This is a genomic window from Rhodococcus ruber NBRC 15591, from assembly GCF_001894945.1.
GTDB lineage: Bacteria > Actinomycetota > Actinomycetes > Mycobacteriales > Mycobacteriaceae > Rhodococcus > Rhodococcus ruber.
The window spans coordinates 21322-43968 of record NZ_BCXE01000004.1 but is presented as its reverse complement, the minus strand read 5'-3'; the positions used below and the strand labels follow the sequence as shown (position 1 = coordinate 43968).

The 22647-nt window shown below is 70.9% G+C and carries 25 protein-coding genes; 20 read left to right on the top strand and 5 right to left on the bottom strand.

Features of this window, described 5'->3' with window-relative positions:
* Positions 1-63: 63 nt before the first annotated feature.
* Complete coding sequence (locus RR3_RS04270) at positions 64-486, bottom strand: MerR family transcriptional regulator (RefSeq protein WP_010594089.1); 423 nt, start codon at positions 484-486, stop codon at positions 64-66.
* Positions 487-630: 144 nt separating this feature from the next.
* Between RR3_RS04270 and RR3_RS24820 the strand changes: the two genes are divergently transcribed.
* The 4 genes from RR3_RS24820 (at position 631) to RR3_RS04255 (ending at position 2000) form a co-directional block, all read left to right on the top strand.
* Positions 631-771: a hypothetical protein gene (locus RR3_RS24820; RefSeq protein WP_156525143.1), complete on the top strand. Its 141-nt coding sequence runs from the start codon at positions 631-633 to the stop codon at positions 769-771.
* Positions 772-852: 81 nt separating this feature from the next.
* Positions 853-1035: a hypothetical protein gene (locus tag RR3_RS04265; protein ID WP_003938777.1), complete on the top strand. Its 183-nt coding sequence runs from the start codon at positions 853-855 to the stop codon at positions 1033-1035.
* 86 nt (positions 1036-1121) lie between these two features.
* Positions 1122-1652 carry a DinB family protein gene (locus RR3_RS04260; protein WP_010594088.1) on the top strand — a complete coding sequence of 177 codons (531 nt, stop codon included), beginning with the start codon at positions 1122-1124 and terminating at the stop codon, positions 1650-1652.
* A gap of 159 nt (positions 1653-1811) precedes the next feature.
* Positions 1812-2000, top strand: a complete 189-nt coding sequence (locus RR3_RS04255) for a hypothetical protein (protein WP_003938775.1) — start codon at positions 1812-1814, stop codon at positions 1998-2000.
* Between the two features lie 50 nt (positions 2001-2050).
* Here the strand turns inward: RR3_RS04255 and RR3_RS04250 are convergent, their stop codons facing one another.
* From RR3_RS04250 to RR3_RS04240, 3 genes are read right to left on the bottom strand one after another with little or no spacing between them, the layout of a single operon-like run.
* Positions 2051-3667 carry a solute symporter family protein gene (locus RR3_RS04250; RefSeq protein ID WP_064065636.1) on the bottom strand — a complete coding sequence of 539 codons (1617 nt, stop codon included), beginning with the start codon at positions 3665-3667 and terminating at the stop codon, positions 2051-2053.
* Positions 3664-3999: a DUF485 domain-containing protein gene (locus tag RR3_RS04245; RefSeq protein WP_017680099.1), complete on the bottom strand. Its 336-nt coding sequence runs from the start codon at positions 3997-3999 to the stop codon at positions 3664-3666. The genes RR3_RS04250 and RR3_RS04245 overlap by 4 nt, the downstream gene beginning before the upstream one ends.
* A complete protein-coding gene (locus RR3_RS04240; RefSeq protein WP_017680098.1) occupies positions 3996-4490 on the bottom strand; it encodes a nuclear transport factor 2 family protein in 495 nt (164 codons plus the stop codon). The genes RR3_RS04245 and RR3_RS04240 overlap by 4 nt, the downstream gene beginning before the upstream one ends.
* Before the next feature lie 122 nt (positions 4491-4612).
* On the opposite strand from RR3_RS04240, the gene RR3_RS04235 reads away from it, so the two are divergent.
* The 7 genes from RR3_RS04235 (at position 4613) to RR3_RS04205 (ending at position 12214) form a co-directional block, all read left to right on the top strand.
* On the top strand, positions 4613-5215 hold the full coding sequence (locus RR3_RS04235; RefSeq protein ID WP_026137610.1) for a TetR/AcrR family transcriptional regulator: 603 nt from the start codon (positions 4613-4615) through the stop codon (positions 5213-5215).
* 87 nt (positions 5216-5302) lie between these two features.
* Positions 5303-6499, top strand: coding sequence for an acyl-CoA dehydrogenase family protein (locus RR3_RS04230; protein ID WP_010594083.1), 1197 nt, complete (start codon positions 5303-5305; stop codon positions 6497-6499).
* Positions 6496-7239 carry a hypothetical protein gene (locus RR3_RS04225; RefSeq protein WP_017680096.1) on the top strand — a complete coding sequence of 248 codons (744 nt, stop codon included), beginning with the start codon at positions 6496-6498 and terminating at the stop codon, positions 7237-7239. Before RR3_RS04230 ends, RR3_RS04225 begins: the two co-directional genes overlap by 4 nt.
* Positions 7236-8093, top strand: a complete 858-nt coding sequence (locus RR3_RS04220) for an alpha/beta fold hydrolase (protein WP_040269896.1) — start codon at positions 7236-7238, stop codon at positions 8091-8093. Before RR3_RS04225 ends, RR3_RS04220 begins: the two co-directional genes overlap by 4 nt.
* On the top strand, positions 8090-9790 hold the full coding sequence (locus RR3_RS04215) for an AMP-binding protein (RefSeq protein ID WP_064065637.1): 1701 nt from the start codon (positions 8090-8092) through the stop codon (positions 9788-9790). The genes RR3_RS04220 and RR3_RS04215 overlap by 4 nt, the downstream gene beginning before the upstream one ends.
* Positions 9777-11012 (top strand): acetyl-CoA C-acetyltransferase, encoded by a 1236-nt coding sequence (locus tag RR3_RS04210; RefSeq protein WP_064065638.1) that lies wholly within the window; start codon positions 9777-9779, stop codon positions 11010-11012. The genes RR3_RS04215 and RR3_RS04210 overlap by 14 nt, the downstream gene beginning before the upstream one ends.
* Positions 11009-12214 (top strand): CoA transferase, encoded by a 1206-nt coding sequence (locus RR3_RS04205; RefSeq protein WP_064065639.1) that lies wholly within the window; start codon positions 11009-11011, stop codon positions 12212-12214. Before RR3_RS04210 ends, RR3_RS04205 begins: the two co-directional genes overlap by 4 nt.
* A 22-nt stretch (positions 12215-12236) precedes the next feature.
* On the opposite strand, the gene RR3_RS04200 is transcribed toward RR3_RS04205, so the two are convergent.
* Positions 12237-12815, bottom strand: coding sequence for a TetR/AcrR family transcriptional regulator (locus tag RR3_RS04200; RefSeq protein WP_010594076.1), 579 nt, complete (start codon positions 12813-12815; stop codon positions 12237-12239).
* 141 nt (positions 12816-12956) lie between these two features.
* On the opposite strand from RR3_RS04200, the gene RR3_RS04195 reads away from it, so the two are divergent.
* The 9 genes from RR3_RS04195 to RR3_RS04155 all read left to right on the top strand — a co-directional run bounded on the left by RR3_RS04195 (position 12957) and on the right by RR3_RS04155 (position 22598).
* The gene (locus RR3_RS04195) at positions 12957-13520 is read left to right on the top strand and encodes an FAS1-like dehydratase domain-containing protein (RefSeq protein WP_064065640.1); all 564 of its coding nucleotides are present in this window, start codon (positions 12957-12959) and stop codon (positions 13518-13520) included.
* Positions 13520-13930 (top strand): Zn-ribbon domain-containing OB-fold protein, encoded by a 411-nt coding sequence (locus RR3_RS04190; protein WP_017680089.1) that lies wholly within the window; start codon positions 13520-13522, stop codon positions 13928-13930. The genes RR3_RS04195 and RR3_RS04190 overlap by 1 nt, the downstream gene beginning before the upstream one ends.
* A complete protein-coding gene (locus RR3_RS04185; RefSeq protein ID WP_017680088.1) occupies positions 13927-14337 on the top strand; it encodes a MaoC/PaaZ C-terminal domain-containing protein in 411 nt (136 codons plus the stop codon). The genes RR3_RS04190 and RR3_RS04185 overlap by 4 nt, the downstream gene beginning before the upstream one ends.
* Positions 14334-15533, top strand: a complete 1200-nt coding sequence (locus tag RR3_RS04180) for a lipid-transfer protein (RefSeq protein WP_017680087.1) — start codon at positions 14334-14336, stop codon at positions 15531-15533. The genes RR3_RS04185 and RR3_RS04180 overlap by 4 nt, the downstream gene beginning before the upstream one ends.
* A 29-nt stretch (positions 15534-15562) precedes the next feature.
* Positions 15563-16768: a DegT/DnrJ/EryC1/StrS family aminotransferase gene (locus tag RR3_RS04175; RefSeq protein WP_017680086.1), complete on the top strand. Its 1206-nt coding sequence runs from the start codon at positions 15563-15565 to the stop codon at positions 16766-16768.
* A 118-nt stretch (positions 16769-16886) separates the two neighbouring features.
* Positions 16887-18023 carry a steroid 3-ketoacyl-CoA thiolase gene (locus RR3_RS04170; RefSeq protein ID WP_064065641.1) on the top strand — a complete coding sequence of 379 codons (1137 nt, stop codon included), beginning with the start codon at positions 16887-16889 and terminating at the stop codon, positions 18021-18023.
* A gap of 3 nt (positions 18024-18026) precedes the next feature.
* Positions 18027-20228, top strand: a complete 2202-nt coding sequence (locus RR3_RS04165; RefSeq protein ID WP_064065642.1) for an acyl-CoA dehydrogenase family protein — start codon at positions 18027-18029, stop codon at positions 20226-20228.
* 32 nt (positions 20229-20260) lie between these two features.
* Positions 20261-21469: an acyl-CoA dehydrogenase family protein gene (locus tag RR3_RS04160; protein WP_064065643.1), complete on the top strand. Its 1209-nt coding sequence runs from the start codon at positions 20261-20263 to the stop codon at positions 21467-21469.
* 1 nt (position 21470) lies between these two features.
* Entirely contained in the window at positions 21471-22598 is a 1128-nt protein-coding gene (locus RR3_RS04155) for an acyl-CoA dehydrogenase family protein (protein ID WP_059174546.1), read from the top strand.
* Positions 22599-22647 lie beyond the last annotated feature (49 nt).

Below are 22647 nucleotides of genomic sequence, written 5' to 3'. Positions count from 1 at the left end.
GGGGGCCGAGAGGTGTTGTTCGTGGTCATGGCGTCGAGTCAAGACCTTCGAGCGCGCTCGAAGTCAAGCGCGAGCGCTCTCGCACGGTCCGTCGTCGAGGCCGCTCGTCCGGGAGCGATAGATGTCGATCTTGCCGTCGATCGCGGCGAGGTGCTCGGTCACCTGATCGAGCTGGGTGAGCACCCGTGCCCGGTGCGCGCGGAGCAGCGCGAGGCGGTCCTGTTCGTTGCCGCTGCCGGCCCGGCAGAGGGCCGCGTACTCGCGGATCTCGCGGATCGGCATGCCCGTCGCCCGCAGCCGGGTCAGCAACACCACCCAGGCGAGGTCGTCCTCGGTGTAGAGCCGGTGGCCGGAGGAGGAACGGCCGATCTCGCGGAGCATGAGGCCGTCGCGCTCGTAATAGCGGAGGGTGTGGGTGGTCAGACCGGTGCGCTCGGCGGCCTCGGCGATGGTCGCAACGGTCGTCGCGGAAGGGGCGGTCGTCATGGCTTCATGATCCGCCTCGGGGTGGTCCTGCGCTCCGCAGGCGATCCGGGGTGGCCGCATCGGCACCACAGGGTGCCTGTCGCGGCTCCGGACGGCGGCCGACGATGGGCGAACCCCGTCCCGCACCATCGTCAGGAGACTGCCATGAAGACCCGGATCCGCACCACCGTCGCGGTCGTCGCGACCTTGTTCGCCGTCGTCGTCGGTACCGCAGGCGCCGCGAACGCCGCCACTGCGAGCCCGTCCGTCAGATGCGGCCACGTGACCATCCACTGCCCGGGCTGAGCGCGGCCGGCGTCGGGGACGTCGCCGTCCCCGGCGCCGCCCCCGTCGGCGCCGGGTGCGGCCCTCCGCGATGATGAACAGATGATCGAGACACCTGTGATCGTGGGCATCGTGTCCATCTGCATCGGATTCGTGCTCTTCGTGCTCGCCGCGAGCGGGACCCGTGGCGGATGGAACCGGAAGCTGACGATCACGCTGTTCGTCCTGTCGGTCCTGTTCCTGACCCTCGTCCCGGTGACCGGCGCGGTCTTCTTCGCCACCTGACTTCCGATCGAGGACCGAACTCGTCCGCATTCCCGCCTACCGTCGTCGTAGCAGGAGAATCGATCTCACGAAGGGCGGAAAACGAGATGACCGAGCCGACCGGAGAACGCGCCGACATCCTCGACATCCTGGCCGAACAGCGGAAGACGTTCCTGATCACCCTCCGCGACCTCGACGACGAGCAGGCCCGCACCCGCAGCACCGTCAGCGAGCTGACCCTCGGTGGGCTGCTCAGGCACGTCGCGACCACCGAGCAGCACTGGATCGACACCATCCGCACACTCGACGACACCGCCGAGTTCGACATGGAGTCCGCGATGGAGCAGTACTTCATGCGCGACGACGACACGGTCGCCGGACTGCTCGAACGGTACGAGGCGATCGCGAAGGAGACGGAGGCGTTCGTCGCCGGCCTCGAGGACCTCGACCTGCCGGTGCCGCTGCCGACCGCGCCGTGGGCCCCGGAGCGGCAGTGGTGGAGCGCCCGGAAGGTGCTGCTGCACATCATCCGGGAGACCGCCCACCACAGCGGCCACGCCGACATCATCCGCGAATCCCTCGACGGCGCGAACACCACCAGGCAGCAGGGCGCCGACGCGGGGATGACCTTCGAGTAGCCGAGTCGTCGCTGCGCCGCGCGCCGCGGTGCTCGATGCGCGCGTGAGGACGCGCGCAGGAAGCACTTTCGGGCGCGAGGTCGCCGCCGAATCGCGGCGATCGGCGACACGCGGTCGGATGTCCTTGGTGCTCGCGGTTTCCGGGAGCAGTATCGGCCCATGTCGGCACTCTGGGACGAAGACGGCCGCGTCGCCTGGGAACTGCACGCGTCCGGGTGGGACTGGGAGCAGATCGGTCGCGAACTCGCGTGCCCCGAGCACATCGCCCGCGAGATGTGCGAGAGACACGGCGCGGTGCTCGCGGAGCAGGCGCAGCAGGACCATCCGACGCTGTTCGACCTGCCCTGACATGACGGGCACCCGCACTCGCATCGCCCGGGTGCGGGTGCCCGTCGTCGTCAGTGGGCGGTCGCGACCTCCGCCCCGATGCCGGTCTCGGCGCGCACGAGCATCTCCGCGAACTTCTCGTCCTCGTGTGCGGAGCGTCCGCGCCGATTCTCGGCCACGAGTGAGCCGACGACGCACGCGGCCAGGCCGAGCGGCATGGTGACGATCACCGGCAGCTGGATCGTCAGGGGGGCCGGTCCGCTGCCGAGCCACAGCGCCTCGGTGAACATGAGACTGACGACGGTCGAGATCAGGCCGGTGAGGATTCCCCACACGGCGCCGGTGCTGTTGAAGCGCCGCCAGTTCAGGCTGAGCACCAGCGACGGCAGGTGGGCGCTGCCGGCCACCATGAACGCCATGCCCATGAAGTAGGTGATGTTGGTGTCGTCACCGATCAGCATGGTCAGCACTATTGCGACGACGCTGAATGCGACGGCACCGAACCGGGCGACGCGGGCCTGCGCGTTCTCCTCGCGTGTGCGCGCCGCGACGTCGAGTTCGTCCACCGGCGGCGTGCGGGTCAGCGCCGGCCAGATGTCGCGGGCGAAGGTGCCCGCGGCGGAGATCACCACGCCGGCGACGACGGCGACGATGCTCGCGAAGGCGACCGCCGCGACCATCGCGAGGGCGATCGAGCCGCCGATCGTGCCCACGCCGCCACCGAGTTCGGTGACGAGCACGGGCGCCGCGAGGTTGCCCCCGGCGCCGACCCGATCGGCGCCCTCGTCGCCCAGCAGGGCGGCGGCGCCGAAGCCCATGACGATGACGACGAGGTAGAACATGCTGCACAGCGCGACGGTCCAGCCCAGCGAGCGCCGGGCGGTGCTCGCCTCGGGGACGGTGAAGAAGCGGATCAGGATGTGCGCCATGCCCGCGGTGCCGAGCGCGAACGCCAGCGAGTACGACACGAGGTTCAGCGCGCTGGTCTGCCCGAAGATCAGGCCGGGGGACAGGACGGCTTCGCCCGCGACCGCGTGGTCGGTCGCGGTGTCGAGGACCTTCGGGAAGCTGAACCCGAACTGCGCGAGGATGCCCAGGCCGACCGCGACGGCGAGGACCGACAGGATCGTGGACTTGATGACCTGCACCCACGTGGTGGCGAGCATGCCGCCGACGAAGACGTAGATGCCCATGAGGGTGCCGGCGACGATGACGGACAGCCAGAACGGGATGCCGGAGACCGACTCGAGCAGCACCCCGGCCGCGACGAGTTGCGCGAGCAACACGAAGGTGCCGGTGGCGATGGTGCTCAGTGCCACGACGATTCGCACACTGCGTGCCTCGGTGCGGAACACGAGCACATCGGCGAGGGTGTACTTGCCCACGTTGCGCATCTTCTCCGCGAGCAGGAACAGCACGGGCAGGAACGAGACCACCGAGGTGCAGAGGATGACCGCACCGTCGACGCCCTTGTAGAAGATCAGGCCGGTGGTGCCGAGAAAGCTTCCGGCCGAGATAAATTCACCGGCGATCGCGAAACCGTTCTGCCAGCTCGAGATCGAGCGGCCGGCGGCGAAGAACCCGTCGGCGCTGCGGGCCCGCCGGGACACGGCGAACGTGACCCACAGGGTCAGCGAGATCACCGCCGCGCAGATCGCGATGGCGAGGTAGTCGGCGTCGCCGGTCATGCCGCACGCTCCTGGTTCTCGAGGACGGCCGCGACGGCGGCGTCGGCGGCGGGCTGGATGTAGGTGCGGGTGAGCCGGAAGTAGGCGTAGACGAGCACCCACGTCCCGGCGAACTGGGAGAACACGACCCACAGCGAGAGGGGCACGCCGAGCAGTTCGGTCTCGCCGAGGAAGCCGGGGAAGTAGGCGAAGCCGACGAGGAAGGACGCGAAGAGGACGATCGCGAGGCCGCCGAGGGAGTTGGTCACGGTGCGCCGACGGCGGCGCAGTTCGACGACCTCGGGCAGGGCGAGCATCGCGCTCCAGGTCGGTTGCGTGCGCAGTTCGGTCACGGTCGCACCGCCGCGCGCCGCGCCGTCTCGAGCGCGAACAGGTTCTCGTCCCAGCCCTGTTCGAGCGGGCCGAAGAAGTGGAAGCGGACCTGTTTGACCCGGTAGCGCCAGCGGCCGTCGACCTTGACGACCTCGTCGGTGTAGCGGCCGGCGGCGATCGCGGGGGCGCCGTCGGTGACGCAGGGCTGCCACAGGAACGACCGCACGGTGGCGCGGTCGCGGTCGAGGTCGATCTCCATGTTCGTGATGAAGTGCCAGAACGTCGTCAGTCCGCCGGCGGCGAGGCCGGCGAAGAACTCGCGCATCTCGGCCTTGCCGCGGGGACGGGACAGGCCGTCGAACTCGCCGTCGTCGGTGAACAGGTCCATCAGGGCGTCCCAGTCGCCGTCGTCGAGATGGCGGCAGTAGCGGGCGTCGAGCGAACGGATCGCCTCGAGGTCCTCGAGGCGGGCGATCCGCTCGGCGAGCGTGAGATCGGGGAGGGTGGTCACAGTGCGTCCTTCGACGAAGTGGTTAACGCATGTTCATGTGAGGTGGACCATAAACGGAGCGCAATGGACACGTCAAGACGGCCTTCTTGCTGGTCGCGACCCGGACCTCTACCCTGCACCTCATGAACACTCGATCGGGCACGGCCCTGGTGGGCGTCCGCGAACGGATCCTCGACGCGGCGCTCGACGAGTTCTTCGCGGCCGGTTTCCACGGCGCCACGATGCGCACGATCGCCAACCGTGCTGGTTGCAGCGCCGCGAACGTCTACAACCACTTCGAGAACAAGTCGGAGCTGCTCGTCGAGATCCTCCGCGCGGCCAGCGACGAGCAGTTCACCGCCACGCGTACCGCCCTGCGCAAGGCCGGCCCCGATCCCGCCGAGCAGTGGCGGACCGCAGTGGTGGCGCATGCGCTGTTCACCGCCCGCAACCCGCGCGAGTGCCTGGTGGCGAACACCGAGCTGCGGTACTTGGGCGAGGTGGACCGCAAGCGGGTCGTGGGCTCGCGCGACGCCCAGGAGCAGCTGTTCGTCGACATCGCGGAAAAGGGTGTCGAGCTGGGCGTCTTCGAGGTTCCGCACGTGCATCAGGCGGTGACCGCCGTGCTGACGATGTGCGCCGGGATCCCGCTGTGGTTCCGGCCCGACGGGCCGCTGAGCGCCACCGAGGTGGCCGGCGACTACGGCCGGTACGCCCTCAACCTGCTCGGCTACCGCCCGTCCTGAACCGGCCGTTGACGCGTGGTCGGCGTCGTGCTCTACTGGGTGAACAAGCGTTAATGACCAGATTCTGGTTCATCGAGGGAGTCCCCAATGACCCACCGGCCGTCGCAGCCGCGCACCGACACCCCGCGGTACCTCACCGAAGAGCGCCTCGCCATCCGCGACCTCGCCCGCGACTTCGCCATGACGAAGGTGCTGCCCGTCGCCAACGAACTCGACCCCGTCCAGGGCACCATCCCCGACTCGCTGAAAAAGGAGATGGCCGAGATCGGGTTCTTCGGCATCATGATCCCCGAGGAGCACGGCGGCCTCGGCCTCGGCGTGTTCGAGTACTGCCTGGTCGCCGAGGAACTGTCCCGGGCCTGGATGAGCGTATCGGGGCTGCTCGCCCGCGGTAACGGCATGGGCGGCGGCTTCACCCCCGCGCAGGAGGCAGCCCTGCTCCCGAAGGTGGCCCGCGGCGAATACCTCGGCGCGTACGCGCTGTCCGAGGCGGAGGCCGGCTCCGACGTCGCCAACATCTCCTGCCGGGCCGTCCGCGACGGCGACGAATGGGTCGTCAACGGCACGAAGATGTGGTGCACCTACGCCGACGAGGCCGACTACCTGGTGCTGTTCGCCCGCACCGATCCGCACAGGGATCCGGCCAAGCCGCACCGGGGAATCAGCGCGTTCCTCGTCGAGAAGCAGCGCGGCGTCTTCCCGGAGGGGATCTCGGGCACCAAGGTCCGCAAGATCGGTTACTTCGGCTGGAGTACCTGGGAACTGTCGTTCGACAACTTCCGCATCCCCGCCGACAAGATGCTCGGCGAGGAAGGAAAGGGCTTCTACCTCGCCGTCTCCGGGCTCGAGGTCGGCCGCGCCCACACCGCCGCCCGCGCGATCGGCCTCGCCCGCGCGGCCCTCGAGGACTCGATCGCCTACGTGCACACCCGGCGTCAGTTCGGCCGGCCCATCGGCGACTTCCAGCACCTGCGGTTCAAGATCGCGAAGATGGCGGCCGACATCGAGGCGGCCCGCCAGCTCATGTACTCCGTCGCCACCGACATCGACACCGGACGCCGCTGCTCGCTCGAGGCGTCGATGTGCAAGCTCGTCGCCACCGAGATGGCCGAGCAGGTCACCAGCGAGGCGGTGCAGATCCACGGCGGCGCCGGCTACACCACCGACTTCCAGGTCGAACGACACTGGCGCGACGCCCGCCTGACGAAGATCTTCGAAGGCACCAGCGAGATCCAGATGCGCATCATCTCCGACGAGCTGCTCGGAAGGCCGGAAACCGCATGAGCACCACCGTGACCGCATCGCCCACCGTCCGCGTCGGCGATCGTACCGCCGCTCCCGTCCGGATGACCTCCGAGCTGCTTTCCGAGTCCGGAATCGTCCTCCCCACAGGAACGTTCGCCCTCGGAACCGTGGCCGCCGAGCTGCTCACCCCGCGCGTGCCGGCCGCGCACCGCACACGTCTGCGCTGGACGGCGATCGCGCCGGTCACGGCGGTGGACCGGATCCGGTCGGAGGCCGTCGTCACCCGCGTCGAGGGCGCCACCGCCGAGCGGTTCGTCCGTGTGCTCGACGCCACCGGCGCCGTCCGCGAGGAGGGGACCGAGACCTGGCAGCTCGACTCGCCGGCCGCGACCGCCACCGAGCTCGACTTCTGCACCCCTGCGTGGGGAGAGTTGTTGCGCGGCAGCCTCGCCGACGATCCGGCCTTCGCCTCGTCGCTGGCCACCTGGGACGGCACCGTCGGCCTGCGCAGCGGCGACCGCGAGGTGCACCTGCGGATCTACCGTGGCCGCATCGTCGACGTCACCCGCCGCACCCCGCACGGTGCCACCTTCACGTTCGTCGCACCCGACCACCTGTGGGTCGACCTGGTCCTCGGTGCGCGCGACGACTTCATGCGCCGCGCGATCGGTGGCGAATTCTCCGCCACCGGAGACGGATACGAGTACCTCCGGCTCACCAAGCCGCTGAACCTGATCATCGGCCACGCCCGTGCCGTCGCGAGAAAGGCCCGCTCATGATCGAGGCCCGCTACCTGGACATCGACGGAGCCCTCGGGTTCGTCGAGATCGTCACGCCCGAAGGGACTCCCGCCGCCGACACGCTGCCCACCGTGCTGTGCCTGCACACCGCCGGCCAGAGCGGAGTGCAGTGGCGGCACGTCGCCCGCGACCTCGCCGTCCGCGGCTACCGCGTCCTCGTGCCCGACCTGCCCGGCCACGGCCGCTCCGAGCCGGCCCCGGCCGGACCGGTCACCAGCCTCACCACCTACGGCGACTGGCTCGGCGCGCTGCTCGACGCGCTCGACGTGCACCGGCCGTACGTGCTCGGCTGCTCCATCGGGGGCAAGCTGACCCTCGAGCTCGCCACCCGGCCCGAGCGGCCGCTCGCCGGCGCCGTCGCGATGGAGGCCGAGGCCGCTCCGGGCCGGGTCAACGTCGCCGGTCTGCGGCGCGAACTCGAGGACGTCGCCGGGCCGTCGCGCGCCGAACGGACCTACCTCGGCACCCTCGCCTCCGTCGGGCGTTCGGTACCCGTCGCGACGGCGCACCGGATCGCCCTCATGCACAAGCGGGAGGACCCGGAGATCTCCTCGTCCGACCTCATCGGCTGGGGCACCCACGACGTCCGCGACCGGCTGTCGCAGTTGACCTGCCCCCTGCACCTCGTCGTCGGCTCGGACGACCCGTGGCTCGAGCCGGACGCCGTCGCGGACCTCGCCGACCGGATCAACGAGATCTCGCCCGGCCGCGCACGGTTCACCCGGCTCGACGGCATCGGCCACTACCCGATGGAGGAGGTCGACGACTTCGCCGCGCTCGCCGACGCCTGGCTCACCGAGCTACGTGCCGCCACCACGGAGGTGCTGTCGTGACCGCCACGACCACCGCGGGGCTCGCCGCCTTCCTCGACGACCTCGTCGCCGCCGATCCGGACGCCGTGGTCACCTACGACGTCGCCGACGGCCGGCTGCTGGCCTGCACTCGGGCCGAGCTTCGCCGCCGCGCGCAGGCGCTGCGGACCGAACTCGAGGCCGTCGGCGTCGAGCGCGGCCGGTGCGTCGCCGTCCTGCTCCCCAACTGGTCCGACGCGCTCGTCTGGCAGTTCGCGGCCGCCGCGCTCGGCGCCCACGTCATCGGGGTCAACACCCGCTACAACACCGGGGAGGTGGCCCACATCCTCACGGCCGCGCGGCCCGCGGTCGTGGCCGTCGCGGCCGGTTTCCACGGGCTCGACCTGTTCGGCACCCTGCGCGACGCGGCGGGCACCGCGGCGGTGCCGCCCCCCGCGGTCGCCGTCGTGGGCGGCCCCGGCACCGACGCCGGCGATCCGACCGGATTCGATCTCGGCGCGGGCTCCTGGTGGGCGGGCAGCGGCGACACCCGCGGGGTGCGCGTCCCGGACACCCCGGACACCGCCGTGCCCACCCCGGCCGGGACGGAGGACGATCCGGCGGATCCGCTGGCCGTCGCGTTCACCACCTCCGGCTCCACCGGCACCCCGAAGCTCGCGGCGCACCGGGACTCCGCGGTGGTGCGGCACGCCCGCGCGGACGCCGCGATCATGCGGGTCGCCCCCGGCGACGTCGCGCTGTGCGTGCTGCCGGTGTCCGGCGTGTTCGGCTACAGCACCGCGATGGCCGCCCTCGCCGGGGGCGCCACGCTGCTCATGGAGCCGGTCTTCGACGCGGCGGCGACGCTGCGCCGCATGGAGCACCTGCACGTGACGCACGTGGTCGGCGGCGACGACCTGTTCGGACGCCTGTACGACACGTGGCACGGCGAAGTGCGCGCCGACCTGTCCGCACTGAAGTGGCTCGGCATCGCCGACTTCCTCGGCCGCTCCCACGAGATCGCCCGCTGGGCCCGCGACGAGTTCGCCGCCCACACCTCGGGGGTGTTCGGCTCGTCCGAGGTGTTCGCGCTGACCCTGCTCTGGTCGGACGACGACCCGGAGTCGGTGCGCTGGAACGGCGGCGGCCGGCCGGTCGATCCGGCGATCCGGGTGCGTATCGCCGACCCGCTCGACGACCGGGTGCTTCCGGACGGCGAGCAGGGCGAGCTGCAACTGCGCGGCCCCAACGTCGTCGACGCCTACCTCGGCAACCCCGACGCCGCCGCGCGCGCGTTCACCGCCGACGGCTGGTTCCGCAGCGGCGATCTCGCTGTCGCGACCGGCGACGGCGGCTGCACCTACGTGTGCCGGATGGGAGACGTGCTGCGGCTGCGGGGATTTCTCGTGGACCCGGCCGAGATCGAGCACCGGCTGGCCGAGCACCCCGGGGTGCGGACGGCCAAGGTCGTCGGCATCACCGGCGACGGCGGCTACACCCGGGCCGTGGGTTTCGTCGTCCCCGCCGACGACGCCCCGGCCGACTTCGATGCGACGTCGCTGAAGGCCTGGTGTGCCGAAACGCTCGCCGCGTTCAAGGTGCCCACGATGATTCACGTCATCGAGGCGATGCCCACGACGGTGGGCGGCAACGGCACCAAGATCCGTGCCGTGGAACTGCGCGAGTGGGCGCAGGACTGGACCGACCGGGAAAGGGACTTCCGACATGACGACAACTGATGCGACCGCCGACGACGTGGTGATCTGCGAGCCCCTGCGCACGCCCGTCGGCCGGTACGGTGGGGTGTTCGTCGACGTGCCCGCCACCGACCTCGCCGCCCAGGTGATCTCGGAGCTGATGTCCCGCACCGGGATCGACCCGGAATCGGTGGACGACGTGATCTTCGGCCAGTGCTACCCCAACGGGGAGGCCCCCGCGATCGGCCGCGTCGCCGCGCTCGACGCGGGCCTGCCGGTGACCGTGCCGGGCCTGCAACTCGACCGGCGGTGCGGGTCCGGGCTGCAGGCCGTGCTCGACGCCGCGATGCGCGTGCAGACGGGCGTGGCCGACGTCGTGATCGCCGGTGGCGTCGAATCCATGAGCCGCGCCGAGTACTACACCGAATCGATGCGGTGGGGCGCCAAGGGCGCGCCGGCCGCGCTGCACGACCGGCTCGCTCGTGGCCGTGTGACCGCCGGCGGGCGAAACCATCCCGTGCCCGGCGGGATGCTCGAGACCGCGGAGAACCTGCGCCGCAAGTACGGGATCGGTCGTCGCGAACAGGACGAACTGGCGGTCGAGTCGCATCGGCGTGCGGTGGCGGCGATCGACTCGGGGGTGTTCGCGGAGGAGATCGTGCCGGTGTCCGTGCCCCAGCGCAAGGGTGACGACCGGGTCGTGGACCGGGACGAGCACCCGCGGGCCGACACCACCGTCGACACCCTCGCCAGGCTCCGGCCGATCATGGCGGCGCAGGACCCGGAGGCGACGGTGACCGCAGGTAACGCCAGCGGTCAGAACGACGGTGCCGCAGCGTGTCTCGTCACGACCCGCGCCCATTCGGAGCGGCTCGGCCTGCGACCGCTGGGCCGGCTGGTCACGTGGGCGGTGGCCGGCGTCGCACCGGCCGAGATGGGCATCGGACCGGTGCCCTCGACCGAGAAGGCCCTGAAGCGGGCCGGTCTCACGCTCGCCGACATCGACCTGATCGAACTCAACGAGGCGTTCGCGGCGCAGGCGCTGGCGGTGACCCGCGAGTGGGGCTTCACGGCAGCCGATTTCGAGCGGACCAACGTCAACGGCTCGGGAATCTCGCTCGGTCACCCGGTCGGGGCGACCGGCGTGCGCATCCTCGCCACGCTGCTGCGCGAACTCGACCGCCGCGGAGCGCGGTACGGACTCGAGACGATGTGCATCGGCGGTGGGCAGGGGTTGACGGCGATCTTCGAGAGGGTGGCATGACGACGCGCCCGCTCGACGGGGTGCGCGTCGTCGACCTGTCCAGCTTCGTCGCCGGACCGACCGCCGGGCGCATCCTCGCCGAGCTCGGCGCGGACGTGATCCGTGTGGACCCGCTCGGTGGCGCGGTCGACGGTGGTCGCTGGCCCCTCGCGGGGTCGGGGGCGAGCCTGTACTGGACGGGCCTGAACCAGGCGAAGCGGTCCGTCGCGGTGGATCTGCGCAGCGAGGACGGCCGCGCCGTCGTCACCGACCTGATCGCCGAGGCGGGCATCGTGCTCGAGAACGCGGCCCGCGCGCCCTGGCTCGCGCACGACGTGCTCGCCGCACGGCGGCCCGACCTGATCCACCTGCACATCGCCGGCAACGCCGACGGCTCGCCGGCGGTGGACTACACCGTCAACGCCGCGGTCGGGCTGCCCCTGATGACCGGACCCGTCGACGGGACGGTCCCGGTGAACCACGTGCTCCCGGCCTGGGACCTGATCACCGGGGTGCAGGCGGCCCTGGGCATCGTCGCCGCGCTGCGGCGGCGGGATCGCACGGGTGAGGGCGCCTACCTCGAACTCGCCCTCGAGGACGTCGCGGTGTCCGCGGTCGCGAGCATGGGCTGGCTGGCCGAGGCGGAGGAACGCGGGTCCGGCCGGGAGCGGCAGGGCAACGCGCTGTACGGCAGCTACGGCTCGGATTTCGCCACCGCCGACGGCCGTGCCGTCATGGTCGTCGGCCTCACCGCCGCCCAGTGGCGGGGGCTCGTCGAGGTCACCGGCACCGCCGAGGTGTTCGCGGCACTCGAACGGCATCGCGGGCTGCGATTCGCCGACGAGGGCGACCGCTACGCTGTGCGGGACGAGATCACCGCGATCCTGCGTCCGTGGTTCGCGGCGCGCACGCTCGCCGAGATCGAGAAGGAACTGTCCGGCAGCCGGGTGCTGTGGGCGCCGTACCGGACCATGGACGAGGTGGCCGCCCGCGAGTATGCCGTGATCGAACGCGTCGAACAGCCCGGTGTCGGTGCGGTACCGACGGCGCGCTCCCCGTTGCGCTGGGACGGGACGTACACCGGGGCGCGCCCGGCGCCGCAGCATGGGCAGCACACCCGCGAGGTTCTGGCGGAACTCGGGCTGGGACCCGGCAGCATCGACGCGCTCCTGGATGCCCAGGCGGGGACGCCGGCGCCGTCGGCCCGGCCCGACGGGGCGTAGCGCCACGCCCGCGAGCACGGCGTCATTTCTCCTCCGCGAAGCCCCCGAAGAACAGCGCGACGAGCAGGTCGGTGAACTCGTCCGTCGTGTAGTCGTCGCGTCCCGGCCAGTGCATGCTCGCCCACAGTGTGTCCCGCACGGTGCGGTAGAAGACCTCGGCGGGAATGTCGGAGCGGAAGCTGCCGTCGGCGACACCGGCTGCGAGGGCGGTGAGCCAGTAGTCACGCACCGTGCGTGACGGCGCGTCGACGACGTCGAGCAGGCCGTTGTCGCGCAGGTATTGCCGGTTCTGCTGGTAGATCGCCGTCGGATGGGGATGTTCCTCGATCACGGCGAGCGTTTGCCGAATCAGGCCGCGCACCGTCTCGCGCGCGCTCGTCGATGTCTCCACCACGCGCCGGAAGCGCTGGTCGATGTCGGCCATGAAGCCGCTGAGGATCTCGGCGACGATCGCATTCTTCGATCTGAAGAAGTGGTACAGGCTTCCGGAGAACACTCCGGCGCGTTCGCCGATGTCGCGGACCGTCGTGGGGGCGATCCCCTTGGTTGCGAAGAGTTCGGCCGCGAGCCGCATGATCTCGTCGCGTCGGTCCGACGTCATGGTCACTTTTCCCTTCCGTTTCGCCGGTTCGGCTCGAGTTTTCTGCCGTCCGTTCCAACTGAGTGGGAACGGGCCGTCCCGGCGGGGCATCCGCGCCTACCGTACTGCACCAAGCGCTTGCTCAAGAAAGGTGGTGCGGACGTGCCGACGCTGGAACAGGAGTTGGAACGGGAGTTCGAGCAGTACGTCGGGCGGGTGGCCGAGCCCGCCCGGGTGGCCCGGTACGCCGTCGACGAGGCGATGATCCGGAACTGGGTCGAGGCCCACGACGACTACAACCCCGTCTATGTCGACCGGGACGCGGCCCGCGCGACTGGGCGACCGGACGTAGTGTGCCCGCCCGCGATGATCTCGACGTGGGTGATGGCCGGCTACCGGCGCTGGCGCGAGGTGCAGCGGCTGCGCACCGAAGGACGGACCGAGGACTTCGCCTACTCCGAGCTGATGACTCTGCTGGACCGGCACGGCTTCACCTCCGTGGTCGCCACCAACGTCGAGCAGGACTACCACCGCGAACTCGTCCGGGGCGACCACGTCACCGCGCACTTCACCATCGAGTCGATCTCCCCGGTCAAACGCACCGGCCTCGGCCGCGGCTGCTTCGTCACCCTGCACAAGCGCTACGAGAACCAGCACGGCGACCTGCTCGTCGAGGAGCGATTCCGGTTGCTCCGCTTCGACCCGAACACCACCGAGGAGGCGTGATGACGGCCGTTCCCAGGTTGACGATCACCCAGGACAACGAGTTCTGGTTCGCAGCCGCCCGCGAGGGCAGGCTCGAGATCCAGCGCTGCAGCGACTGCGGCGCACTCCGGCATCCGCCGGGACCGGCGTGCCCGAAGTGCCGCTCCTTCAAGTGGGACACCGTCGAGTCGTCGCGCCGCGGCACCCTGCACAGCTGGACCGTGATCCACCACCCGAAGGACCCGTCCTTCGACTATCCCCTCGCGGTCGGGCTGATCGACCTCGAGGAGGGCATCCGGATCGTCGCCGACATCGCCGGGGTCGAGCACGACCGGCTGCGGATCGGCATGGAGCTCGAGGTCGGCTTCGCCGAGCACGCGCACGGCGAAATCCTGCCGCAGCTGCGCCTTCCGGGCGGGGGTGCCGCATGAGCCTGCCGACCGTGTCCGTCGGCACCGAACTGCCGGCACTGGACCTACCGCTCGACCGCAGCACCATCGTCGCCACCGCGATCGCCTCCCAGGATTTCGAGGATGTGCACCACGATCCGGGTGCAGCCGAAAAGCGCGGCACGCCCGACATCTTCATGAGCATCAACTCGACGAACGGATTCGTCGACCGCTACATCACCGACTGGGCCGGGCCGGCCGCCCGCATCCGCCGCGTCGCACTGCGGCTGGGCGTCCCCAACTTTCCCGGCGACACCATGCGCCTGACCGGGACGGTGACCCGCGTCGACGCCGGCGCCGTCACCGTCGAGGTGCTCGGCCGCAACGCCCGAGGAACACATGTGACCGCCGAGGTCACCGTCGCACCGTACGAAGGACAGACACGATGAGCGGCAAGGCAATTCCCGACGGGGGTTTCGCCCGCAAGGCGGCGATCGCGGGTATCGGCGCCACCGAGTTCTCCAAGAACTCCGGGCGCAGCGAATGGCAGCTGGCCTGCGAGAGCGTGCTCGCCGCGCTCGAGGACGCGCAGATCGGCGTCGAGGAGGTGGACGGCTTCGCGCTGTTCACGATGGAGACCAACCCCGAGATCGCGGTCGCCCGGGCACTCGGCATCCCCGAACTGACGTTCTTCAGCCGCATCCCGCACGGCGGCGGCGGCGCGTGCGCACCCGTGCAGCAGGCGGCGCTCGCCGTGGCCAGTGGGGTCGCCGACGTCGTGGTCGTCTACCGGGCCTTCAACGAACGCTCCGGCACCCGGTTCGGCGCCGGCCCGCCGCCGTTCGCCTACACGGCCAACACCGACCAGGAATACCGCAACTGGATCAACCCCTACGGGTTGCTCACCCCCGCCCAGCAGGAGGCGTTCCTCGCCCGGCGCTACATGCACAAGTACGGGGCGACCAGCGCCGACTTCGGCCGCATCTCCGTGCTCTCGCGCAAGCACGCCGCCGTCAACCCCAGGGCCTGGTTCTACGAGCGGCCCATCACCCTCGACGACCACCAGAACTCCCGGATGATCGCCGACCCGCTGCGGCTCCTCGACTGCTGCCAGGAGAGCGACGGCGGCCAGGCCCTGGTGATCGTCAGCACCGAGCGGGCCCGCGACCTGCCGCACCCGCCGGCCGTCGTCTCCGCCGCCGCGCAAGGCGTCGGACCCCAGCAGATCTCCATGAGCAGCTACTACCGCGAGGACATCGACGAGATGCCCGAGGTCGAGCTGGTGGCACGGCAGCTGTGGGATCAGGCCGGCATCGATCCGGACGACATCGACGCCGCGATCCTCTACGACGCGTTCACCCCGATGGTGCTGCTGCAACTCGAGGAGTACGGGTTCTGCGGCCGCGGCGAGGCCAAGGACTTCATCGCGGACGGCAACCTCGAACTCGACGGCCGCCTGCCCGTCAACACCCACGGCGGACAACTCGGCGAGGGATACATCCACGGCGTCAACGGAATCGCCGAGGGCGTGCGCCTGATCCGCGGTACGTCGGTGAACCAGCCCGGCAAGGACGTGTCGAACGTTCTGGTCACGGGCGGCTCCCCGGTGCCGCACAGCGCACTCGTGCTCTCCGCCGACAACTGACCGACCACCCATCCAGAGAAAGTCCGAACATGACCGAACGCATCACCTATGCCCGCGCCACCCACGGCGAGGACGAAATCCGAGCGGTGGTCGACGTCCTGCGCAGCGGCCATCAGGGGCTGCGCATCGGCAAGAACGTCTTCGAGCTCGAACGCCGCATCCCCGAGCTGTCCGGGAAGCAGTACGGCGTGATGTGCAACTCCGGATCGTCCGGCCTGTACCTCGCGGTCGAGCTGCTCGACCTGCCGAAGGGCAGCGAGGTCATCACCTCGCCGCTGACCTTCTCCACCGACGTCGCGCCCCTCGTGCGCGCCGGCCTGGTACCGGTCTTCGTCGACGTCGAACCGGACACGTTCAACGTCGACGTCACCAAGATCGAGGCGATGGTCACCGACCGCACCAGCGCCGTGCTCGTCCCGAACCTCGCCGGCAACTGCCCCGACTGGGACGCGATCCGGACCGTCGCCGACCGGCACGGCCTGAAGGTGATCGAGGACACCTGCGACACCCTCGGTGCCCGGCTGCACGGCACGCCCACCGGCGCGCGTGCCGACCTGAGCGTCACCAGCTTCTCCATGGCCCACATCATCACGTGTGCCGGCACCGGCGGCATGGTCATGATGGACGACGAGCAGACCCGTGATCGTGCACTCCTGCTTCGCCGCTGGGGACGTCGCTCCGAGCCGAACCTGTTCGGCAACGGGGGTGGACGCGTCTTCCGGGAGGATCTGGACGGGGTCGACTACGACAACGACTTCATCTTCGATCTGCTGCCGTGGAACTTCGAACCGTCCGAACTCGGCGCCGCCTACGGCGTCGTGCAGCTGAACAAGCTCGCGCAGAACTACGAGCGGCGCCGCAAGACCTTCGCGGAGTTCACCGCCGCATACGGCGCCTACCCCGAGTTCTTCCGCACGCCGGTCGAAACCGACGGCCTCGACACCGCCTGGCTGTGCTATCCCGTCACGGTCTCCGCCGACGCCCCGTTCTCCCGCAGTGACCTGCAGGAGTTCGTCGAAGCGCAGGGCATCGACACCCGAACCGTGTGGAGCGGCAACATCACCCGCCATCCCATGATGGCGGGCGTCGAGCACCGCGTGCCCGACGAGGGGCTGCCCGAGGCCGATGCGGTGTTCGAACGCGGCATGACGCTGGGCATGAGTCACGGGCTCTCCGACGAGGAGGTCACCCGCGTGACCGGCGCGATCCACGCCTTCGCCGCGAAGTGGCGGTGACCGTCGTGCCGTCCCGTTTCACCGGCCGGATCACCGCCGGCCCCGGCCTGGTCGACGAATCAGGGCTCGAGATCCACGGCCTCGACAACCGACAGTGGACCCGACCGGAGGTACCCGCATGAAACCCGTGATCGTCGACGCCGCACGCACCCCCTTCGGCAAGCGCGACGGCTGGATCTCCGGTCTGCACGCCGCCGAGTTGCTCGGACTCGCGCAACGCGGCGTGCTCGACCGGCTCGGCCTCGACGCCGCCCTCGTCGAGCAGGCCGTCGGCGGGTGTGTCACCCCGATCGGGGAGCAGTTCGGCAACATCACCCGCACCGCGTGGATGCACGTCGGCCTGCCCTCCCACACCGGGACCACCACCATCGACGCCCAGTGCGGCACCGCGCTGCAGGCGGTGCATCTCGTCGCCGGGCAGATCGCGCTCGGCACCCTCGAGGTCGGCCTGGCGTGCGGCGTCGAGCTGATGTCGCGGGTCCCGCTCACCTACAAGGTCGGCACCGGCGCCGGCACCCCGCGACCGGCGTCGTGGTCGGTGGACACCCCCGACCAGTACACCGCGGCCGACCGCATCGCCCGGCACCGCGGCTTCGCCCGCGAGGACCTCGACGCGTTCGGCCTGAGGTCGCAGCAACGGGCGCGCGACGCCTGGGACGCCGGGTGGTTCGACCGGCAGATCATCCCCGTCGCCGTCCCCGGCGACGACGGCAGCAGCACCGTCACCCGGGACCAGGGACTGCGCGAGACCAGCACGGAGGCGCTCGCGCGGCTGCGTCCCACGATCGAGGGCGGCCTGCACACCGCCGGCACCTCGTCGCAGGTGTCCGACGGGGCGAGCGCCGCGGTCCTGATGTCCGAGGACAGGGCACGAGAACTCGGCGCGGCGCCGCGGGCCCGGCTGCTCGCGCAGTGCGTCATCGGCGGCGACACCGAGTTCATGCTCGACGGCCCGGTGGCTGCGGCGCAGATGCTGCTCGACCGCACCGGGATGACGGTCGCCGACGTGGACCTGTTCGAGGTCAACGAAGCCTTCGCCGCGGTGCCGATGTCGTTCGCCGAGGTGCTCGAGGTCGACCCGGACGTGCTCAACGTCGGCGGCGGTGCCATCGCCCTCGGCCACCCGGCCGGCGCGACGGGAATCCGGTTGCTGGCCACCGCGATCGACGAGCTCGAACGCCGGGACCGGCAGGTCGCGATGATCGCCATCTGCGCGTCCGCCGCCACGACGTGCATGATTCTGGAACGGATGTAGGCCATGACGATCGCACTCGACGCCGACCACCGCGACCTCGCCGACTCCGTCGCGGGCCTCGCCCGTCGCCACGCCCCGATCGAACGCACCCGCGCCGCATTCGCCGACCTGGCGGCGGGCAAGCGGCCGGAGATCTGGGATGCGTGCGTCGCGCAGGGCCTGCACGCCCTGCACCTGCCCGAGGAGCACGGCGGCGGTGGGGCGGGACTGCCGGAACTCGCGGTCGTGGCGGAGCAGTTCGGCCGCGCCCTCGTTCCCGGCCCGTGGGTGCCGACCGTACTGGCCGGGGCGTTGGTCGCCACCCTCCCGCCCGAGGGCCTCGTCGCGGACCTGCTGCGGCGGTTCGCCGAGGGCGCGACCGGCGCCGCCGTCACCACCCCCGGCCTCGTCGCGACCGCGTCGGGGCGGGGATGGACGGTCACCGGTGTCTCCGAGCCGGTGCTCGGGTTGCCGGGCGCCGACGAGGTGATCGTGCGCGCCACCGCCGACGGCGCACCCGTGTGGTTCCGGCTCCCACCCACCGCCGGGGAGATCGAGACCGCCGACGGCGTGGACCTCACCCGATCGGTGGGACGACTGCGACTGTCCGCAGCGGCGATCACACCCGAGCACCTGCTCCCGGCGATCGCCGACGACGACGTGCAGCTGATCGTCAACACCGTGCTCGGCGCCGAGGCCGCCGGAATCGCGGCGTGGGCGCTGGACACCGCCGTCGACCACGTCCGCAACCGCCACCAGTTCGGCCGACCCGTGGGCAGCTTCCAGGCCGTGCAGCACAAGGCCGCGATGATGCTGGTGCGCAGCGAGATCGCCCGCGCGGCGGCATGGGACGCCGCCCGGTCGGTCGGGCAGGACCGGGAGCAGCAGCGTCTCGCGGCAGCGCAGGCGGGGCTGACGGCCGTCCCGGCGGCCGTGGACGTGGCGCTCGAATGCGTCACCCTGCTCGGCGGTATCGGATTCACCTGGGAACACGACGCGCACCTGTACTGGCGACGGGCACTGTCGATCGCCTCCGTCGCCGGTCCGGAGGACGTCTGGGCGCGCCGGCTCGGTGAGCTCGCGCTGTCCGGCGAGCGTGACTTCTCCTTCGTCGAAGCCGATGCGCTACCGGAGCTGCGTGCGCAGGTCGGTGCCGTCCTCGACGAAGTACGGGCACTGCCGGACGACGCGGTGCGCAGCGACGGCTGGGCGCCGGCACGCGGCGGGGCACGTCGTGCCCGGCTCGCCGAGGCCGGACTCGTCGCGCCGCACTATCCTCGGCCCTACGGCCTCGCGGCCGGACCGCAGGAACAGGCCGTGATCGCAGACGAATTCGCGCGCCGCGGCCTCGAACTGCCGACCACCGTCATCGGCGAGTGGGCCCTGCCCACCCTGTTGCGGCACGGCACCGAGGACCAGCAGCGGCGTTTCGTCACCCCCACCCTGCGCGGCGAGATCGTCTGGTGCCAGCTGTTCAGCGAGCCGGGCGCCGGCTCGGACCTCGCCGGGCTGTCCACCCGCGCCCGCAAGGTGGCCGGCGGCTGGGTCCTCACCGGACAGAAGGTGTGGAATTCGATGGCGCACGAGGCGGATTGGGGCATCTGCCTGGCTCGCACCGACCCCGATGCGCCCAAGCACGAGGGCATCTCGTACTTCCTCGTCGACATGCGCAGCGACGGGCTCGACGTGCGACCGCTGCGGCAGGCGACCGGGCGGGCGGAGTTCAACGAGGTGTTCTTCGACGACGTCTTCGTCCCCGACGACTGCCTGGTCTCGGAACCGGGGCAGGGCTGGCGCCTCGCGGTGACCACCCTCGCCAACGAACGGCTCAGCATGGGCGCACAGCTCGAGCACGGTGCGGCCGCACGGGTGCGCGACGTCGTCGAGTCGGGCCGCTACGCCGCCGCCCGCGACGACGCACTGCGCGTCCTCGGCCGCAACACCGGCCGCGAGATGGCCCTGTCGGCGATGAACCTGCGCAGCGTGCTGCGCCGGTTGTCCGGTCTCGACGCCGGGGCGGAGATCAGCGTGCAGAAGGTCTTCAGTGCCCTCGCCCAACGCGACGGCTCGCGCGGGCTGGTCTCGCTGCTCGGTCCGCTCGGCGCCGCCGACGACGACGGACACATGCTCGACCACCTCGGTCTGCCCGCGGTGCTCTTCGGCGGCGGCACCATCGAGATCCAGCTGAACGTGATCGCCCGTCGCGTGCTGGGACTGCCGCGCTGACACCGACCACACCACATCCACCTGGAGGGGCTATGCACCCGGAACTGTCCGACGATTCACGTCGGCTCCGCACCGAATTACGCAACTACTTCGCCGAGATCATCGACGACGACGACCGGCGCGCCCTCGCCGACCAGACCGAGGGCGGACCCGTGTTCGACCGCATCCTGCGACGGATGGGCCGCGACGGGTGGCTCGGTCTCGGCTGGCCCACCGAATACGGCGGGCGGGGAGAGGATCCCGAGGCCCTGTACGTGTTCTACGACGAGGTGATCCGGGCCGGCGCACCGCTGTCGCTGGTCACTCTCAACACCGTCGCGCCGGCGCTGATGAAGCACGGGACCCAGGCGCAGAAGGACTTCTTCCTACCGCCGATCCTGGCCGGTGAACTCATCTTCGCGATCGGCTACACCGAACCGAACGCGGGCACCGACCTCGCCTCGCTGCAGACCCGCGCCCGCATCGAGGGCGACGAACTGGTCATCAACGGCAACAAGATCTTCACCAGCGCCGGCGTCTACGCGGACTGGATCTGGCTGGCCGTCCGCACCGACCCGGACGCACCGCGGCACCAGGGCATCTCGGTGGTGCTGGTACCGACGTCGGCGCCCGGGTTCTCGGTGACCGAGATCCACACCGTCGGTGGCATCAGCACCTCCGCCACCTACTACGACGACGTCCGCGTGCCGCTGACCAACGTCGTGGGCGAGCTGAACCAGGGCTGGGACCTGATCACCAACCAGCTCAACCACGAGCGGGTCGCGCTCGCGGCCCGCGGCGGCATCGCGAACGAGCTGTACGACGCCGTGCTCGCCTGGGCGCAGTCCGAGCCCCTGGGCCCCGGGACCGTCTACGACCTGCCCTGGGTGCGCACCAATCTGGCGGAGACGTACGCACTGCTCAGCGCCGCCGATCTCGTCAACCTCCGGCTCGTCGCGGACGTCGCTGCGAACACGCTCGGCGGCGGAGACTCCGCCGCTGCCAAGATCTTCGGGACGGAGGCGGTCGTCACCGCCTACGGCAAGATGCAGGAGATCCTCGGCGTCCGTGGCCTGCTGCGGCCCGGCAGCCCCGGAGCCGTCGTCGAGGGACGCGTCGAAACCCTGGCGCGCAGAGCCCAGAACAACACCTTCGGCGGCGGCACCAACGAAGTGATGCGCGAGATCGTCGCCGCCAAGTGCCTCGGCATGACGCTCGCCGCCCGTCGCCGCACCGACGCCCCCACCAGCACGAGGAGCTGACATGGATTTCGAACTCGACGAGGACCTGACGAGTGTGCAGGACCTGGCGTCCCAGCTCTTCCGGCAGCTCGCGCCGGTCGAGCGGGTCGTCGAGGTGGAGAAGAACGAGGGCGGCTTCGACGCGAAGCTGTGGAGCGCCCTGGCCGACGCCGGTCTGCTCGGCATCGCGGTGCCGGAGGAGTCCGGTGGCGCCGGGATGGGTCTGCTCGGCCTGATCACCGTGCTCGAGCAGCAGGGCCGGCACGTGGCGCCGGTGCCGCTGTGGTCGGTGACGGCGGCCGCGTCGGCGATCGTCCGGTTCGGCACGGCCGAGCAGGTCGAACGGCTGGTGCCCGGCATCGTGGACGGCTCCCGACCGGTCGTCGCCGCGTTCGACGCACCCTACGGTGAACTCACCTCGTTGTCTGCGGTGAGCAAGGGCGACGACCTGGTCGTCAGCGGAACCGTCGCCGGCGTGCCCGCCGCGGCCGTGGCCGCCGCCACGACCGTGCCGGTCCGGTGCGACGACGGATCGCTCGCCGTCGCAGTGATACCGACCGGGGCGGACGGCGTCACGGTGGAACCGGTCGCCGCCACCGACCGCGGCAGCTTCGCCAACCTCCGGTTCGACGACGTCGTCGTGCCCGCGGCCGATCGTCTGCCGGGCGACGGCGCGGAGACGGTCGCCTGGGTGCGCCGCCGGATCCAGCTCGCGCTCGCGGCGGTGCAGCTGGGCGTGTGCGCGCAGGCGCTGCAGACGACGGCCGAATACACCTCGCAGCGAGTCCAGTTCGGTCGGCCGCTGTCGACCAATCAGGCCGTGGCGGTGCGCGCCGCCGACGCCTACCTCGACACCGAGGCGATCCGGCTCACCACCCGGCGGGCGGCGTGGCTGCTCGACGCCGGACGGGAGCAGGAGGCCGAATCCGCGGTCCTCGTCGCCAAATGGTGGGCGTCGCGAGGCGGTCTGCGGGTGGTGCACGCGACGCAGCACCTGCACGGCGGTATCGGAGCGGACGTGGACTACCCGATCCACCGCTACTTCCTGTGGGGACGGCAGCTGTGCTTCAGCCTCGGCGGTGCGGACGCCACCGCGGCCGAGCTGGGCGACGTCCTCGGGTCTGCACCCAGGATCGGGGCACCCGCATGACGCATCCCGGGCGCCCGACGCTCGTCACCGACGCCGGCATCGGCTCGGC